Raw genomic sequence first — 15812 nt, forward strand, 5'->3', positions numbered from 1 at the left:
CGGCGTCATACTTTGAGGCCAGGCGGCTTGGGCGGCCCAGCCGGCGGCGCCCCCTCGCCCACCACCTCGAACTGTCCCCAATAGGCGGGAGACTCCAGGTCCTTCTGCGCGCGCAGCCGCGCCAGGGTTATTTGCAGGGCCTGGGATGCGCCGCGCCGCCTTCCCGCCAGTTCCTCGACCACGATCGGCGCGAAGCGGGAGGCCGCGCGATCGGCCACCGGCATGTGGGCGGCGATGACGCTGTCGGCGCCGCCCAGCAGGAAGGCGCGGGTCATGCCGCCCAGCGGACCGAGCGTGTCGTCCGGCGCCGCCGCGGTGGCGCAGGCCGCCAGCACCACGACGCGGGCCTTCAGGCGCAGCGCAGCGGCCTCGTCGGTGCTGAGCAAGGCCTCGCCGCAGCTCCGTGTCTGGTAGAGCGCCAGGGCCTGGGCGACCGGACGCCCGCACTGGACGCCCAGGCGCCCCGCCACGCCGTGGGTGTAGAACAGGGCCACGTCGAAGGCCTGCCCCCTCATCCCCAGCAGCTTTGACTTGGTCGCGTTCTGGTCGCGCAGGATCACCTTGTCGCCGCCGCTGGCGGCGCCCGCGATCTGGTCGAGCGCGCTGCGCGCTCCGGGCGTGGGCGGCAGGGTGTAGTTCAGGTCGAAGTCCACCTGCCCGCCCCTCTGCTGCCCCCGGAAGACGATGTCGCCGACGGCGAGCACGCGGTTGCTGGGAGCGACAGCCTTCATCGACCGCATCGAAAGGAAGGATTCCAGCGAGGGCGAAACCATGATCTGGCGGTCGATGCCGAGCCATCCGCTCTCCCCCAGGCCCGCGACGGGCAAGGCGGTGATGGGGAAATCGGAAAGCTCGCGCGGCGGGACCCAGACCAGCCGCTGGCCGGCCTTCAGATAGTCCTGGGCGGGCGCGCCGATCACGCGCCAGAGCTCGGCGGCGTTGGCCCGGTTGAAGGTGCGGGGCGCGCCGCCCGACACACTAAGGGTCATGTCGCCCTTGTAGACAGCCACCAGGCGTCGCAGCTGGTCGTAGGAGATCGGCGCGGTGACGATCTTCGGCGCCTTGTCCGGCGCCATGGCCAGCATGATCACCTGGTTGTTCAGAACCAGGCCCGTCAGCAGAACCTCCTCCGGGGTCAGGGAGGCCTGAAGCGCACGGTACCCCACCGCCTTCTCGACCACCCCGGCCCCCCTCAACGCCGTCTGGTAGCGTGTCCAGGCCTGCTCCTCGGCGGCCCGGAGCATATCGAGCTCGCCGCCGCCCACGGACAGCGCCATCGCCGACCCGGTCAGGTTCAGGTCCCGCTGGGCGTTCACCGTCGCGCTGAGGCTGGCGGCTTCGAGCCCTTGCGACTTCTGTGACCAGTCGAAATAGGCCTGGCGCACGGGCGCCGACAGCTGAGCCGCCTGCAGCCGGGCGCTGAAATCCGCGCCCGCGACGTTGCGGTTCGCCCCGTCCATGGCGTTCAGCACGACATCGATGTCCTGGGTCGACGGCGAGGTCATGCGCTGGATGCGCGAGGTCGCGAGCCAGGCCTGGATGCTCCAGGCCTGACGGTCCTGCCGCCAGGCGCGCATCTGCGCGGCGACCGTGGTCCGCGGGATGGCGTAGACCGACTTCCGGGCCTCGACCCAGAAACCGGCCACGGCTTCGGCCTCGTGCGGCCGGTCATAGAGGATCAGCCACTCGACGGCGTAGCGATAGACGGCTTCCGGCACGATCGCGCCGTAGGAAAGGCGGGTCTTCGGCGGAACCGCGCTCCACCAGTCGACCCCGGCAGCGACAAGGTCGCCCATGAACGCGGCTTCCTTCTTGTGGCCGCTGCGCTTCAGGGCGGCGAGATGCACCGTGGCGACGTAGAGGCTTCGCTCCAAGAGGGGCTCGAAGCCGCTCATCGCATTGACGACGTTGCTCGTCGTGATCTCGGTGAAGGGCTCCAGCCCCGTCGGATTGAGCGCCTTCCTGAACTCGACGTCGGGCTTGCTGTCGCCCATGCTTTTCATCGCGTAGGCGACCAGCGCGGCCATGGCGTCGGCGTTGACCGGACGGCTCGGCGAGACGCCCCACAGGAAATCCCCGCCGACGGCTTCGACCGCCTGCCGAACCTCGGCGGCCGCCAAGGGGTGGTCGCTATCGATGCTCGTGTCGAGAAGCTCGTCCCGATCAGCCGCATCGGCCAGTTGGCCGAGAACATCCAGACCCGTGGTCTGGTAGAGATCCTTCTGGACCGCCGCCAGCATCGCGCTGGCGAAGACCCGCGAGGCGGCGTCGTATTCGGACGAGCCCGGCGTTCCGGAGAGCAGTTGGGCCTGGGCCCTCTGGATCTCGGCCGAAGGATTTTTGCGGGCGAGATATCCCCCAATTCGCTTGACCGCGATCGCGTTGGCGCGCGTCGCCGCGGGCAGGTCGTTGTTGGCGATCGCGGCCTTGACCACGAAGCCGTCCGACAGGCTGGTGACGAGCGGGAAAACCCAGTCATAGGTCCCCAGGGCTCCGGCGATAATCTCGTCCTTGTCGGAATCGTCCTCGTCGATCTGCTTCGCCAGGAAGTTGGCGAGCGTGATCCTGAACGGCCTCTGATTGGAGTCCAGCCAGCCGCGCAGCGCCTCGGCGTCGCGTATCGTCTTGGGGCTGGGCTCGCGCAGCATGTTGGTGACGACCGGCCGCAGCTTCTGCGCCAGGCCGCCCGCATAGGGCAGGAACTTCGCCAGGGCCTCCTCTTGCTCCTCGTCGCCCTCCGCGGACTTGGCGAGGGATTTGCCGATCTCCTTGAAGACGGCGTCGCCCATCGCCCTGTCCAGGACGTCGGCCAATCGGGTCATGTCTCCCGAGGCGTAGGTGGCGACAAAGCCGCCCAAGCTGAAGCCCAGCCAGGGAACGTCATCCTCTTCAATAGCGAGCAGGTCGGTCGCTTCGGGGGCGTCGTATTCGTCCGACGTGTTGTATCGCTTGCGGATCAGATCGGCGACGCTCTGGGAATCGACCTGGTCGAGCGCGGTCCGGAAGTTGCGCAGGCCCGCGCTCGTGTCCCACGCCACGAAGGCCTTGCCGCTTTCGACCAGGCAGCGGCCCAACGCCGGCGCCCGATCCTTCACCGCGCGCGCCGGGCCGAAGGATTCGACGTTGGCGGCGCTGTCGTCCGAGACCGCCACCATCAGGGACAGCGTCGAATTGACGATCGTGGCGAGGCTGTTCGCCCCTTGCCTGGGAAGCGACGGCGAAGTCGTCGCCTGGGCGAGGCTCATGGACGTGCCGCCCGGCAGCGATCCGATCAGCAGCGGGACCAGGTTCTCTATCGAGTAGGCCGAGCGTTGACGGAAGGTTTCGGCCTGCTTGCGCAGCCGCGCGGCCTCGGCGCGCGCGTTCCCGATCTGCTTTTCGCCTCCCGAGATGCCGTCGACCTCCAGGGCGATCGACAGGTGTTCGTAGTGTTCGGCGAGCCGGGTCGAAACCGTCTGTATCGACATGCTGAGCGGCCTGGCTAGCTTGGGCCGGCTCATGGCGATCCGGAGGAACTCGCTGTCGGCGACAGCCGCCTCGTCGGCCAGGGCCTCCTTGCGCAGCCCGTCGGACAGCACCAGCAAGATCGGCAGAAGCCTCGGGCTGTCGGCGCCCCAGCGCCGACGGCTCTCGACCAGCAGCTGCCTCAGGTCAGGCGTGACGCGCTTTCCATCCTTGGCCGCCAGGATGATCCGCGCGTTGATCAGCCGCTTGACCACGTCGAAGGGGTGGTCCACCGGCAGCGCCAGCGCGGTGACGTCGAAATCGTCTGGCAGGTTCGTGTCGTCGTACGAGATCGCAAGATCCGCCTCGTCCGAAGGCTTGTCCTCGATGAAGCCGGTCTCATAGGCCGTGCGGCTCGCGGCCAAGCCTACCTCCTGCATGGCCAGGGCGCCACGCAGGACGTAGGCTTCTTTCTGGCCTTCGCGATTGAGCGTCCTGAGCGAGGGGTTGGCCAGAAGGAAGCGGGTGAAGGCCGGACTGGCGAACACGGCCTGCTCGCACGCGATGCGCGGATCCCGGGCGGCGGCCGTCGGCGCGCTCGACGGCGTCAAAAGCACCAGAGCCGCCACCGCCGTCACGCCGGCGCGCCATTGAGACACGCGAAAACGCCATTGCCGCCACATCTCCGCCCCCCGCAGAAACAAGACCCGCCAAAATCTGACGCTCGCCCCTAGGTCGAGTCAACAGCGTTATCCCAAGCTGATCCTCAATCTGAGCCGGCGCCGGCGCGAGATCGGGGGCGGCTCATCGTGAGCGGGATTTGGGCAATCGACTCAATCGATAATTTTACAGAGCACCACCTCTTGCCAAAGTAGAGTGATTTCGAGGATCATCGTTATGCGAATTGGTCTTCAGGGGCAGTGATCATGACGCGTCAAACCATTCCGCTGGCCGAGGCCGTGCAGGCGCTGCGGCTGGAGCTGGAAGAGGCCGTGGCCCAGGCGGACGGCCAACGCATCCGCTTTGACCTGGGACCGGTGGAAGTCGAATTCACCGCGGTGGTGACGCGCGAGGCCAAGGGCGGGGCCAAGGCCTCCTTCAAGGTCCTGGGCGTTGGGGTCGAAGCCGAAGGCGGCGGCCAGTACGGTCGCGAGGACACCCACAAGGTGAAGTTCACCCTGACGCCGGAAATCACCCGCGCGCCGGGGGCCACGCCTGAGCGGGTCAAGATCGGCGGCAAGGCCAAGAAGGCGCTGGGCGCGCGCCGCCAATCGGGCTGAAGGGAACCGCGGATGGATCCGAGACGCGTCGCCCGTATCGGCTACCAGCGCAGCCTCGCACTCGGTTCGGGCTACTTCCTGTCCGACAGCCTGGTGTTGACGGCCAAGCACTGCCTGGCCCCCAAGGACAAGAAGGACACCTGCCTGGTTCAACCGCTGGGCGGCGGCCAGCCGCTGAAGGCAAAGACGCTCTGGACGGACGACCTTCTGGACGTGGCGCTGTTGCAGACGCTCGAAGCCAAGGGATGCTGCGGCCTGGCGCCCCATCCGGCCCAGTTCGGCAAGGTGCCGATCACGACCCTGGACAGTTGTCGCGTCGTCGGACGCGGCTTTCCCTCCGCACAGGTGCTGGATGGCGAACAGGGAGACTATCAAGTCTCCGGCGTGCTGGCCTGGGCTCACGCCTTCAAACACTTCGACCTGCAACTGACCTCGCCGGTGCCTTACCAAGATACGGACGACGGCTCCGGATGGGGCGGGCTGTCGGGCGCGGCCGTGTTCGCCGACCGCATGCTGCTCGGGCTCGTTCTTTCCTACCCCGTCAATTTCAAGGGCAGCGTCCTGCAGGTGCTGCCGATCGCCCGGCTGTTCGAGACCCCTGACTTCCAGAGACATGTCAGCTCCGCGACCCTGAAGGACTGGGGCTCTAACCGAGACCTCAAGGAGTCGGTGACTCCGCTGCTCAATCACATCGACCGCAGCCGCCAGGTCGGGGATGTGGAGCGCGCCGCACAGCCGCTGCTGACCCGTCGCCAGGGACGGCCGATGCGCTTCGTGATCGATTGCAAGGCCGAGGACGAACCGCAGCGGCTGATGGAACGGCTGGCCGGCGCCCCTCTGCTGCAGGCCCTGCTGGGAGACGCCCAGGCGACCGAAACCATCACCGCCCTCGAGTGGCCGCGCTCGACCCACATCGATCCGAACGAGGAATGGGCGCTGATGCTCGAAGCCCTGGCGAGCCAGCTGGGCGCCCCGCCGGGAGAAGAGGCGACCCCCGCCAACGTTCGCAAATGGTTGGACGGCCAACCCCGCGGCCGGGCCTTCTGGCAGCTGATCCAGAGCTCGGGCGCCGGGCGCGGGCATGGCGCGCTGCTGGCCCAGTGGCTCGATTTCTGGCGGCAGGTCGACGCCCTGGGCGACGGCGTGCCGGCGCTGCTGTTCCTGTGCTTGATGTATGACGGCGAGCCCGCGGCGGAGCGGCGCTTCTTCGCCCCCCGGCGCGGTCCGCCAGGCCCCGAGCTCATGGACGTCTTGCATGATGCCGAGGCGTACGGGATGTCGTGGATCGAGCCCCTGGGGCAGATCGTCCGCATCGTCGATGTTCCGGCCTGGATCAAGGAGCTGATCCGCCGTTGCCCGCAGATCGAGCCCGGATTGTTCCGGACGTTCGAGGACAGCCTGAACACGCGCCTTCCGGGCGAGCGGATCAGCATGAAGACGTTCTGCGACAACGCCACCGCCACCTTGGAGGCCCTATGACCAGTTCGGACTCGTCCCGTCCCGACTGGTGGGTGGCGCCGCGCGCGGATCGCACCGGAGCCCTCGCCCTGCCAGAGCCGGTCTATGAGCGCTACAGGGACCCGGCGGGCTACGATCCGGGCGATGAACTGACCGCGGCCGTCAATGTCGCGCTGTTGCTCGGCCAGCCCCTGCTGATCACCGGCGACCCGGGCTGCGGCAAGACCAGCCTCGCCTTCTGGCTCGCCACCCAGATGGGCCTGAAAGGCCCGCTCGTGCACGTCGTCAAGTCCACGACGACCGGCAAGGAGCTGCTCTACAGCTTCGACGAACTATCGCGTTTTCGCGACGCGCAGAATCAGACGCCTCCCCGCCCTCACCAGGATTATCTGGAGCTCAACGCGCTGGGCCAGGCCATCGTCTTCTCCGCCGCGCCGCGGAAGAACCTGAAGCGCTCGACCGCCACCCACACCGAGACGGCGACGGTGGGCCCCGGGGCCTCGGCCAGCGCCTCCATGCCCCTGGAAGGCCATGCGGGGCCGCTGATGTCGGGCCATGCGGCTGCGATCCAGGCGCCCGAGCGCCATCAGGACCTCTATCAGGGCCCCTTCCCCAAGATGCGCCGGCAACTGGTGCTGATCGACGAATTCGACAAGGCGCCGCGCGACACGCCCAACGATCTCCTGACCGAGATCGAGCGCATGGCCTTTCGCATTCCCGAACTCGGGGTGACGGTAGAGGGCGACAAGGCCAATCGGCCGGTCTTGGTGATCACCAGCAACTCGGAGAAGACGCTGCCCGAGCCGTTCTTGCGACGCTGCGTCTACTACCATATCCCGCCGCCGGACGCGAAAAGACGCCTCGATATCATCGCCCGGCGACAAGTTCCCTTCGCCCGGCGAAAGGGTCAGTATCAGCAGGCCATGGACCTGTTCGAAGCCAAGCGCGCGAGCCTGGGCCGCCGCCCCGGCACAGCCGAACTGCTGGCCTGGCTCGACATTCTCGATCACGTGCTTTCGCCGGACGGCTCGATTTTCAGCCAGTCCGAGGCGCTGAAGACCAGCTTCACCGCCCTGGCCAAGACACGGGAAGATCTCGAGATCGCCAAGCGTTTCGCCCAGGCGGAAGCCACGACGTCCACGGCCGGTTAGGCCGATGACGGCGGCCGCCCTGGACCTCGAGACCGTCGCGGCCCAGCTTCGCGGCGGCGGCTTTCGGCTCAGCGTGGCCGACGACCTGCGCATCGGCCTGCTGCTGGAGCGGCTGGGAGAGGCGGGCCTGACGGGATTGAGCCCCCGAGACCAGGTTTCGTACCTGGGGCCGATCGTCTGCCGCGTTCCCGAAGACTGGCCTCGACTGCGCGAGCTCCTGGGCGTGACGGAGACGCCCGTCGTCGCCCCGCCCCCCAGGGATAGAACGGCGTCGCGAGAAGAACCGGCCTCGACCAGGACGCGGGCCAAGGTCGACGGGCGCTCGGCGCTCGGCTGGCGGTCCAAGGCGAAACGATTTTTCTCCTCAACCAGGCTCCGCCTTGCCTTCGGCGCGATCGGGCTCGTGATCGCCGTGAGCTCCCTGGTCTGGTTCGGCGTTCGGGGATCGCAGCCCTTGGCGACCGTGGCTGCCCCGCCGCCCCTGGCCGAGAGGCCCGCCGACCCAGCGGTCGAGGCTCCGGCCGCCGCGCCGGTGTCGCGGTGGCCCGCCCGGCTGATCCTGGGCGGCGTGCCCTTCCTGCTGGCGGTCAGCTACATCCTGGCCGCGCGAGCGGAACGGCGGGCCAAGGGCCTGATGCGCGGCCCAGCGCCCGATCGAGCCGAGCGCCAGATCCTGGACCTGGCGCTGGACGATGAAGATCTCTTCGCCCGAGGCCTGGTGGCGGCCGACCTGCGCGACCTGCGACGCCACAAGCTGGTCGAGAGCGACGAACTGAACATCAACGCCACCCTGGACCGAACGGTGCGGTCGGCCGGCTTCGTCGAGTTCGTGCACGCCCTGCGGCCCGCCGCGCCCAGCTATCTGGTGCTGGTCGACCGCACCAGCCGTGACGACCACCAAGGCCAGTTCGCCGACCTGATGGTCCAGAGGCTGCGCGGCGAACAGGTCGATCTGGTGCGCTACGACTATCGCGGCGACCCGCGCAGCCTCGCCCGCGCCCTCGAAAGCGGCGAGTCCGAGTTCATCGAGCTGGAAACCCTGCGCGCGCTGGCCGACGATCGACGGCTGCTGATCATCGCCGACCCGGCCTCCTTCTGGGACCCCGTGCGGCGCGTCTGGCGCGACTGGGTCGAGGGCCTGCTCGGCTTCGAGATCAGCGTGATCGTCTCGCCCAGGCCGCGCAACGCCTGGACGGCGCGCGAGCAGGAACTCGCCGCCCTGGGTTTCGACCTGATCGAGGCTACGCCGACCGGCTTGAGCGAGCTGGCGCGGCGGACGCGGGCGGAGCCGGCCTCCGTGCGCGCGCCGCTGACGGCGCAGCCCAGCGCCCTCGACCGACGGCTCGCCAACCAGCCCTATCGCTGGCTGTCGGACGCAGCCCCCCGGCCCGACGAGATATCGGCCCTCCTCGTCGACCTGAAGGCCGCTCTCGACGCCGAGACCTTCCTGCATCTCTGCGCCGTCGCGGTGTTCCCCGAGCTCCAGGCGCGCCTGACCATCGCCGTCGGTCGCGCCCTGCGCGACGGCGAAGGAAGGCCGATCCTAACCGAGGCCCGCTTGGCCGATCTGAGCCGGCTGCCCTGGCTTCGGCAGGGGCGTATTCCGGACTGGCTGCGCCTGGCCCTGGTGCGCGATCTGGTCGGCCGTCCCAAGGACGAGGAAAAGGTGCGCCAGATGTGGGCGGCGGCGCTGAATCCTCCGGATGAGGCGCAAGAAGCGGCTCGCCTGAAGCTCGACGTGGCGGCGATCGCCGGCTTGCAGCGCGGCCTGGCCGCCGTGCGATCGCCGACCAGTCGCCGCGAGACGCTACTGCTCGATTTTCTCGATCGCGCCAAGCTGCCGGAACTGGCGGTAGGCCTGGACGGACGCCGCGCCACGCGGGCCCCCGCCTGGGCGGCCCGAGACCTGTGGGCCCTCGGCCTGTCCTTGACCGCGGCGCTCTGCCTGGGCGCCCTGGGAGGCGTCACGCCCGACCTCGTGGTCGCTCTGGCGGACGGACCCGAGCAGGCCGTGTTCGGATGGGGCGGCCTGGGGCTAGCCTGGCTGGCGGTGCTCACCTGGACGCTCATGGCCGTAACCCCGCCCCGGCTGCCGCCCTGGCTGCCACGCGCCCTGGCGGCCGCGGGACTGATCCTGGCGCTGCTGGCCTTGGCCACCAGCGAGAAGTTCGGATCGATAGTCGGCGTGGCCGCCACCCTGATCGCCCTTTGGTGGTGCTATCCCGCGCCGGCCCGACCACCGCCCGTCGCCCGGCTGGATCCCATGCGCCTGTTTCGTGGCGACCGCTCGCTGCTGACAGCCGCGGTTCTAATCGTAACCAGCCTGTCGATAGCCTGGATCGGCTTGTGGCTCGTTCCTGACGAGCCGCTGCTCGCCAGCGCCGCGACCTATTCGGCGCCTTTCGTTTGCGTCAGCGTCTGGATCGCCAGCACCTATTTCGGAGCTCGCCTAGGCCTCGCCCCCAGGCAGGAATGGGCTGTCGCGACAGCCTTTATCGGCGGCGCAATGCTCTCCGCCCCGTTCATCAAGGAGATGCGCCATCTCTACGTCGTCATAATCGGGGGCCTGGCGCTTGCGGGCCTGGCCCTCTGGCGCGCCGGAGTCATCAGGTCACGGTTCGTCGTCGCCGTGTTGGCCATGACCCTGGTGTGGAGCCTGGCGTTCATTTCGTTGGGCGACCTCGATACCGGCCTGGCTTTCGGCGCTGCCTTCATACTGTGCCTCTACATTTTCCCCGGCGGCGCGCTGTTGCTCGCCAGTCGCACGGCGCCGGTGGAGCATCCGGGCCGCGTCGCGCTCGGCCTGCTGACGCCAATGGCCATCGGCGCCGGGGCCGTGCTGCTGTTCAGAGACACCACCAAGGGAACCCTAATCAACGTGCTTGCGGCGACCGTGATGCCCTGCTTCTGGCTCACCTTGCGGGTGGCGCGGCCGGAGCTCTGGCGCGCTGGGCCGGCCCCGGCGCGATCGCCAAGGCCGTGGCGAGCGGTGGCGCTCTGGCTGCCGATCGTATTCGTCGTGGCAACCGGCGACGGCGTGCTCGAAGAACTGTCGCTTTTCAGCTCGCCGCTGATCCTGCCGTTTGCGGCCTGGTTCGGCCGTCGCTATGGCTGGGGACCGGCCGCGCTACTCATCGGCCTCGGCGGCGCGCCGTTGCTGGTCAGCATCACCAACCGCGGAGTTCGCAACGACGATTTGGGGCTGTACCTGGCCGCCTTGGCGGTGGCCCGGCTCGCCTCCAGCCCGACCTTGGTCAAGGCCTGTCGCGACGCGAACACCCTGGGCTGGCCGCAAACGCTGGTGTTGCTGGGACCGCTGATGATGTCAGTTTCGGCGGAGGTCAATTCGGGCCTTGGTCTCGGATGGCGCCCCTACGTTCTGGCCCATCTGCTTTTCCTGCTGGTCGGCGTCTCCAAGGCGTCGTTGCGGAACCTGGTCACGGCCGGAGGCGTCGCCGCAGCGATATCCATCGCCCTCCACACGGTGCTGCCGGACCAACAGCTGTCGGCCCTGTATTGGAAGATCACGATATCGCCCCTGCTCAGCAGCCCGTCACAGGTCTCGACCGCCGCGCTGATGCTATTGTGCGGCCGCGAGCTACGTTACCCTGGCTTTCTCGCCCAGATCGCGAGCCGATGGCTCGGGTATCCCAAAGGCGCTGTGGCCATCGCCGAAGCGGCCCTTCTCGGCGGCGCGGCCTTGGCTTCGACCATCTTCCCGCTGCCGCCCCACGGCGTACTCATCCTGTCCCCCGACGCCCTGCCGGCGCTAGCCTTACTGCTTGTCGCCGCCGGTTGCGGTCGGCGCGAACTGATTGCCGCGGCGGGGCTGCTAGCGGCGCTCTACGCGGTCGGGCTGTACCTTTCCCTTTTGCCAGGCCCATTGCTGATATTCCGCTTCAACCCCGGACCGGTGCTGAGTTGGGGCGTGACCGCCCTGATCGGCGCGGAACTGATGCTGCGCTGGACCAGGCCTTCGGAGCCGACCTATCGGGCGATGCTCGAAAACCTGGTGCGCAGGCTGCTGTCCCTCCGTCGAGATCGCCGCCATGCCGAAGCCGCCTGAGTATAGTTCGGTCAGGGAACGCCTGGAGGCTAGGCGGCAGGCCAAGAAAGCCGTGCCGTTCCTGCCGCCCACGCCCGTGGCCTGGGTGCTGGCGGCCCTGGCGCTGGGCCTTTCGTTAGCCAGTTGGCTCAACAATGCGCGAGCAATCCGCCTGCCGTGGTGAGCCCTCCCCTCGCGCCGGAGGCGTCTCGCCCGGCGCGCTTCAGGTCTTGTGGCCCAGACTGAAGAACAGGTTCAGCGCCACGGCCGAGACCGTGGCAAGCAGCACGCCCGAGCCCAGCAAGGGCTCCTAGACGCCCCCCACGAAACAGCCTGAGCGGTATGGGAATACTGGCTTGGCGGACTCTCTCACCGCCACTACTCTTCCTCGCGGGGAAGCCTCACATGACCTTAGTCGATCCGACGACCCAGGATGACGGCCGCGCGCGGCAAGGCGTGCTGCTCCTGCATGGCCACAGCCGCACCGGCCGGTCGATGGGCAAGCTGGCGACGCGGCTGAGGGCCGCCGGCTTCGCGACCTGGGCGCCGACCTATTCCTTCCGCGCCCCGCTGCCCAAGGTCGTGGACCGCCTGCTGCCCGAACTCGCCGCCTTCGAGCGGTCCTTCGACGGCCCGCTGCACATCGTCGCCCACTCGCTTGGCAGCCTGGTCGCCCGCGCCCTGCTGGTCAGGCAGCGGCCCGATCCCCTCGGGCGGGTCGTCATGCTGGCCCCGCCCAACGGCGGCAGCGAATGGGCCGACGTCCTGTCCCGCGTGCGGCTGAACCGGATCGCGCTGGGGGCTATGGCGCCGCACCTGCTGACGGCGAGACCGCAGGACGGCGCCAGCCTGCCCGCCGCCGTCGATTTCGAGCTGGGCGTCATCGCCGGCGACCGCGCGCTCGATCCGATCCTGCCCCGGCTGATCCTGCCCCGCCCCAACGACGGCAAGGTCTCGGTGGCGGCGACGCGCATCGCCGGGATGAGCAAGCACGTCGTGCTGCCGGTCACCCACACGCTGATGATCTTCAATCCCCAGGTGGGCGAGCAGGTGCGGGCCTATCTGGAAACCGGGCGGTTCCTCGACGTGGAAAACGACGCCCTCCGCCGGACCGCGTGACCATGCGGGTGCGCCTGGCGTAAAGACGCGGCATGATCCGCCCACCCCTCTATTTTTCCGCCCTCCTCGCCGCCCTGAGCCTGTGCATGACGACCAACGCCCTGGCCGCCCCGACCGTCGTGACCTCGCCGCAGACCCTGCCCGCCGCGCATGATCGGCCGCGCGTGTTCCTGGGCGGCAGCATCGACATGGGCAAGGCGGTCGACTGGCAGGCCCAGGTGATCGCGGCCCTGGCCGACCAGGACGTGGTCGTCCTCAATCCGCGCCGGCCCGACTGGAACCCGGCCTGGAAACCCGTCGCCGACGAGCCGGAGTTCCGCCGCCAGGTCGAATGGGAACTGGCCGCCCTGGAGAGCGCCGACGTCATCGTGCTCTACCTGACGCCCGGCTCGCAGTCGCCGATCAGCCTGCTGGAGATGGGCCTGCACGCGCGCTCGGGGAAGCTGGTGGTGCTTTGTCCCGAAGGCTTCTGGCGCAAGGGCAATGTCGACATCACCGGCGAGAAGTATGGGGTCAAGCAGGTGGAGAGCCTGGAGGCCCTGATCGCCGAGGTGAAGGCGCGGGTTAAGCGGTAGCTCACCGCTCTCGGGACCTCTTCCCGTAAAATCCCCGCGAAAGCGGGGACCCAGGTGTTTTATCGTCGAGCGCCGTGGGTTTCAGAAAAAGCCTGGGTCCCCGCTTTCGCGGGGATTTCACGGAGAGAACCGGTGAGAAACGGAGAGAAGGCGTCACCTCCTCTCTACAGCTCCACCTCCCGCTCCACCCCGATCCCGGCCAGGAAATCGGGGTCGTGGCTGACTACCAGCAGCGCCCCGTCATAGCCCGCCAGCGCCGCCTCCACGGCCGCCACCGAGTCCAGGTCCAGGTGGTTGGTCGGCTCGTCGAGGATCAGCAGTTGCGGCGGGGTGGGTCCCGCCAGCACGCAGGCCAGGGCCGCGCGCAGGCGTTCGCCGCCGCTCAAAGACCCGGCCAACCGGTCGGCGGCGCTGTTGCGGAACAGGAAGCGGGCGAGCGCGGCCTGGGCGGCGTTGCGGTCGGCGGCGGGGTGCAGGCGTTGGAAGGCCTCGCGCAGGGTCTCGTCCGGACGCAGGATGGCCAGCGACTGGTCGAGCATCACCGCCGGGACGCCGCGCGTCACAGTGCCCGCCGTCGGCGCCAGCACGCCGGCCGCCAGGTTCAGCAGGGTCGACTTGCCCGCGCCGTTGGGGCCGCGCACCGCCACCCGCTCGGGACCGGCCAGGCGCAGGTTCACCGTTTCCAGCACTGGTGACCGGCTAGGCCAGCCGAAGGCGACCTCCTCCAGGGCCAGCACCAGCCGCCCCGCCGGCAGGCCGGTGGGCGGCAAATCAAAGCCCAGGGTTCGCGCCCTCTCGACCCGCTTTTCGGCCGCCTCCACCGCCTCGCGGGCGCCGGACTGCAGCCGCTCGGCCAGGCGGCGCTCCTTGCCGCCGGTGTTCTCGGCGCGCTCGGCCCGGGCGCCGAGCAGGATCTTGGGCTCGCTGCCCTTGGCGGCGAAGCGCTTGCCGGCGGCGTCACGGCGCGCCTTGCGTTCGAGCGCGGTCTGGGCCTCACGGGCGGCGCGGCGCTCGTCGCGTTCGGCGCTGTCCAGAGCCCGGCCGGCGGCCTCCACCTCGGCGGCCTTGCGCTCGGCATAGAGGTCGTAGCCGCCGCCGTAGCTGGCCGCGCCCAGGCTGGAGATCTCGACAATGCGGTCCATGCCGCGCAGCAAGGTCCGGTCGTGGCTGGCGACGATCGCCCCGCCCTTCCAGCGGGCCAGCACCAGCGCCACGAGGTCTCGCGCCTCGGCGTCGAGGTGGTTGGTCGGCTCGTCCAGCAGGATCAGGTCGGGCGCGGCCAGCAGCAGGGCGGCAAGGCCCGCGCGGGTCTGCTGGCCGCCGCTGAGGGCGCTCGCGGGCCGGTCGGGATCGAGACCGGTCAGACCGACCTCGGCCAGGGCCTCGTCCAGCCGCACAGGCAAGGTCCAGTCGGCCTCGGCGAAGTCGGTGTCGTCGCCCTGCCCCGCCTCGATGCGCGACAGCCGCCGCCAGGCCTGCCCGACGCCCAGGCGGTCGGCCAGGATCGCGTCCGGCGCAAGCTCCGGCGTCTGGTCGAGCACGCCGATCGTCCCGGCGCGGGCGATGGTCCCGGCCAGGGGCGCCCGCGCGCCGGCGATCAGCGCCAGCAGGGTCGACTTGCCCGCGCCGTTGCGACCGACCAGGCCGACGCGCTCGGCGCCGACCGACAGGTTCAGGTTTTCGAAGAGAACGCGGCCGTCAGGCGCGGCGGCGGAAACGGAATCCAGTGTGATGAAGGCAGGCATGGGAAACCACGAACAGGGAAACGGGAAGGACGAAGCGGTCTTCCGTCTGGCTGATCATGGCGGCCTCCATCAGGGGTGGAGCCGGGCTTCTACGCCCGCGAACCGGGTTCGGCAAGCCGGGCCCCAAATAGGAGCTTCGCGTCAGCAGATCCCGTCGCGCAGGCGCGGCTGCTCGGCGCGGCCGGCGCGATAGGCGCCGCAGCGGGCCTGCTTGCGGGCGTCTTCGGCGAAGGGCGGCGGGGGCGGCGGCAGGCCCCGGGGTACGAACTTCGCGGGCGGCGGGGCGGGACGGCCCACGGGTCCCATCCGCGGCGACGGAGCCTTGGCGGCGAGACTGCCCCAGCACTTGTCCTTCTCCTCGTCGGTCAGGTGCTCGCTGCTCAGGCCCTTACAGGCACGGTGATAGCGGCCCCAGCGGAAATCCGGATTGCCTTCGGTCAGCTTCCAACGATCGACGGCCCGGGAATCGAGGCGCCAAGCGGGGTCGATCGGCGGCGCGGCGGGGCCGAGCGAACCGGCCGACGACGCGCCCTCCCCTTCGCCCGTCGCGGCGGACGCGACGCCGTCCGGATCCGCCCGAGGCCTGGAAGCGCTGAGCGCTGAAGGGACGGGCGACGTTCTGGCCGCTCGCTTCGGCGCGGGCGGCGGGTCTTCCTCCTCCGTGCGGTCGAGCTCGACCAGCATGGCCGGCGGCTCCACCGGCGGCGGCGTGCGCTCGACCAGCGACAGCAGACCGATCAGCAGCAGGTTGGCCGCCAGCCCCGCCGGGGCAGCGATCGCCCATCGTCCGACCTCGCGTCGCCCCCGCCCCATCGTCCGCCACCGAAGATTGCTCTGACGACGAATGCTCGCGCTTCGATGGCGTCCGAAATTCGACCGCGCGGCGCCCGCTTTGCGCCCTCGAAAGCGCCTCCTGCTGACATCTGATGTCAGCAGGACTGGCAGCAGGATGGCTGCGGCGTTTGTTCGCATGTTGTTCTTGTGTTAATGCCGCG

The 15812-nt window shown here is 69.3% G+C and carries 9 protein-coding genes; 6 read left to right on the top strand and 3 right to left on the bottom strand.

Translation table 11 applies throughout. From position 1 onward, the window contains the following. Nucleotides 1-5 precede the first annotated feature (5 nt). Nucleotides 6-4103 (bottom strand): CHAT domain-containing protein, encoded by a 4098-nt coding sequence (locus AC2YHT_RS20945; protein ID WP_487291825.1) that lies wholly within the window; start codon nucleotides 4101-4103, stop codon nucleotides 6-8. A gap of 267 nt (nucleotides 4104-4370) precedes the next feature. Here AC2YHT_RS20945 and AC2YHT_RS20950 point away from each other — a divergent pair, with 267 nt between their 5' ends. The 6 genes from AC2YHT_RS20950 to AC2YHT_RS20975 all read left to right on the top strand — a co-directional run bounded on the left by AC2YHT_RS20950 (nucleotide 4371) and on the right by AC2YHT_RS20975 (nucleotide 13072). Beyond that, entirely contained in the window at nucleotides 4371-4724 is a 354-nt protein-coding gene (locus AC2YHT_RS20950; protein WP_487291826.1) for a trypco2 family protein, read from the top strand. 12 nt (nucleotides 4725-4736) lie between these two features. Beyond that, nucleotides 4737-6203, top strand: a complete 1467-nt coding sequence (locus AC2YHT_RS20955; protein WP_487291827.1) for a S1 family peptidase — start codon at nucleotides 4737-4739, stop codon at nucleotides 6201-6203. Continuing rightward, a complete protein-coding gene (locus tag AC2YHT_RS20960) occupies nucleotides 6200-7333 on the top strand; it encodes an AAA family ATPase (RefSeq protein WP_487291828.1) in 1134 nt (377 codons plus the stop codon). Before AC2YHT_RS20955 ends, AC2YHT_RS20960 begins: the two co-directional genes overlap by 4 nt. A 4-nt stretch (nucleotides 7334-7337) precedes the next feature. Then, nucleotides 7338-11399 (top strand): hypothetical protein, encoded by a 4062-nt coding sequence (locus AC2YHT_RS20965; RefSeq protein ID WP_487291829.1) that lies wholly within the window; start codon nucleotides 7338-7340, stop codon nucleotides 11397-11399. A gap of 384 nt (nucleotides 11400-11783) precedes the next feature. Beyond that, on the top strand, nucleotides 11784-12497 hold the full coding sequence (locus tag AC2YHT_RS20970) for an alpha/beta hydrolase (protein ID WP_487291830.1): 714 nt from the start codon (nucleotides 11784-11786) through the stop codon (nucleotides 12495-12497). 32 nt (nucleotides 12498-12529) lie between these two features. Continuing rightward, nucleotides 12530-13072: a nucleoside 2-deoxyribosyltransferase domain-containing protein gene (locus tag AC2YHT_RS20975; protein WP_487291831.1), complete on the top strand. Its 543-nt coding sequence runs from the start codon at nucleotides 12530-12532 to the stop codon at nucleotides 13070-13072. Nucleotides 13073-13236: 164 nt separating this feature from the next. Here the strand turns inward: AC2YHT_RS20975 and AC2YHT_RS20980 are convergent, their stop codons facing one another. After that, nucleotides 13237-14817, bottom strand: a complete 1581-nt coding sequence (locus AC2YHT_RS20980; protein WP_487291832.1) for an ABC-F family ATP-binding cassette domain-containing protein — start codon at nucleotides 14815-14817, stop codon at nucleotides 13237-13239. Nucleotides 14818-14958: 141 nt separating this feature from the next. Then, nucleotides 14959-15630, bottom strand: a complete 672-nt coding sequence (locus AC2YHT_RS20985; RefSeq protein ID WP_487291833.1) for a hypothetical protein — start codon at nucleotides 15628-15630, stop codon at nucleotides 14959-14961. Between the last annotated feature and the right edge of the window lie 182 nt (nucleotides 15631-15812).

It is taken from the genome of Caulobacter sp. SRI_008 (assembly GCF_057586355.1).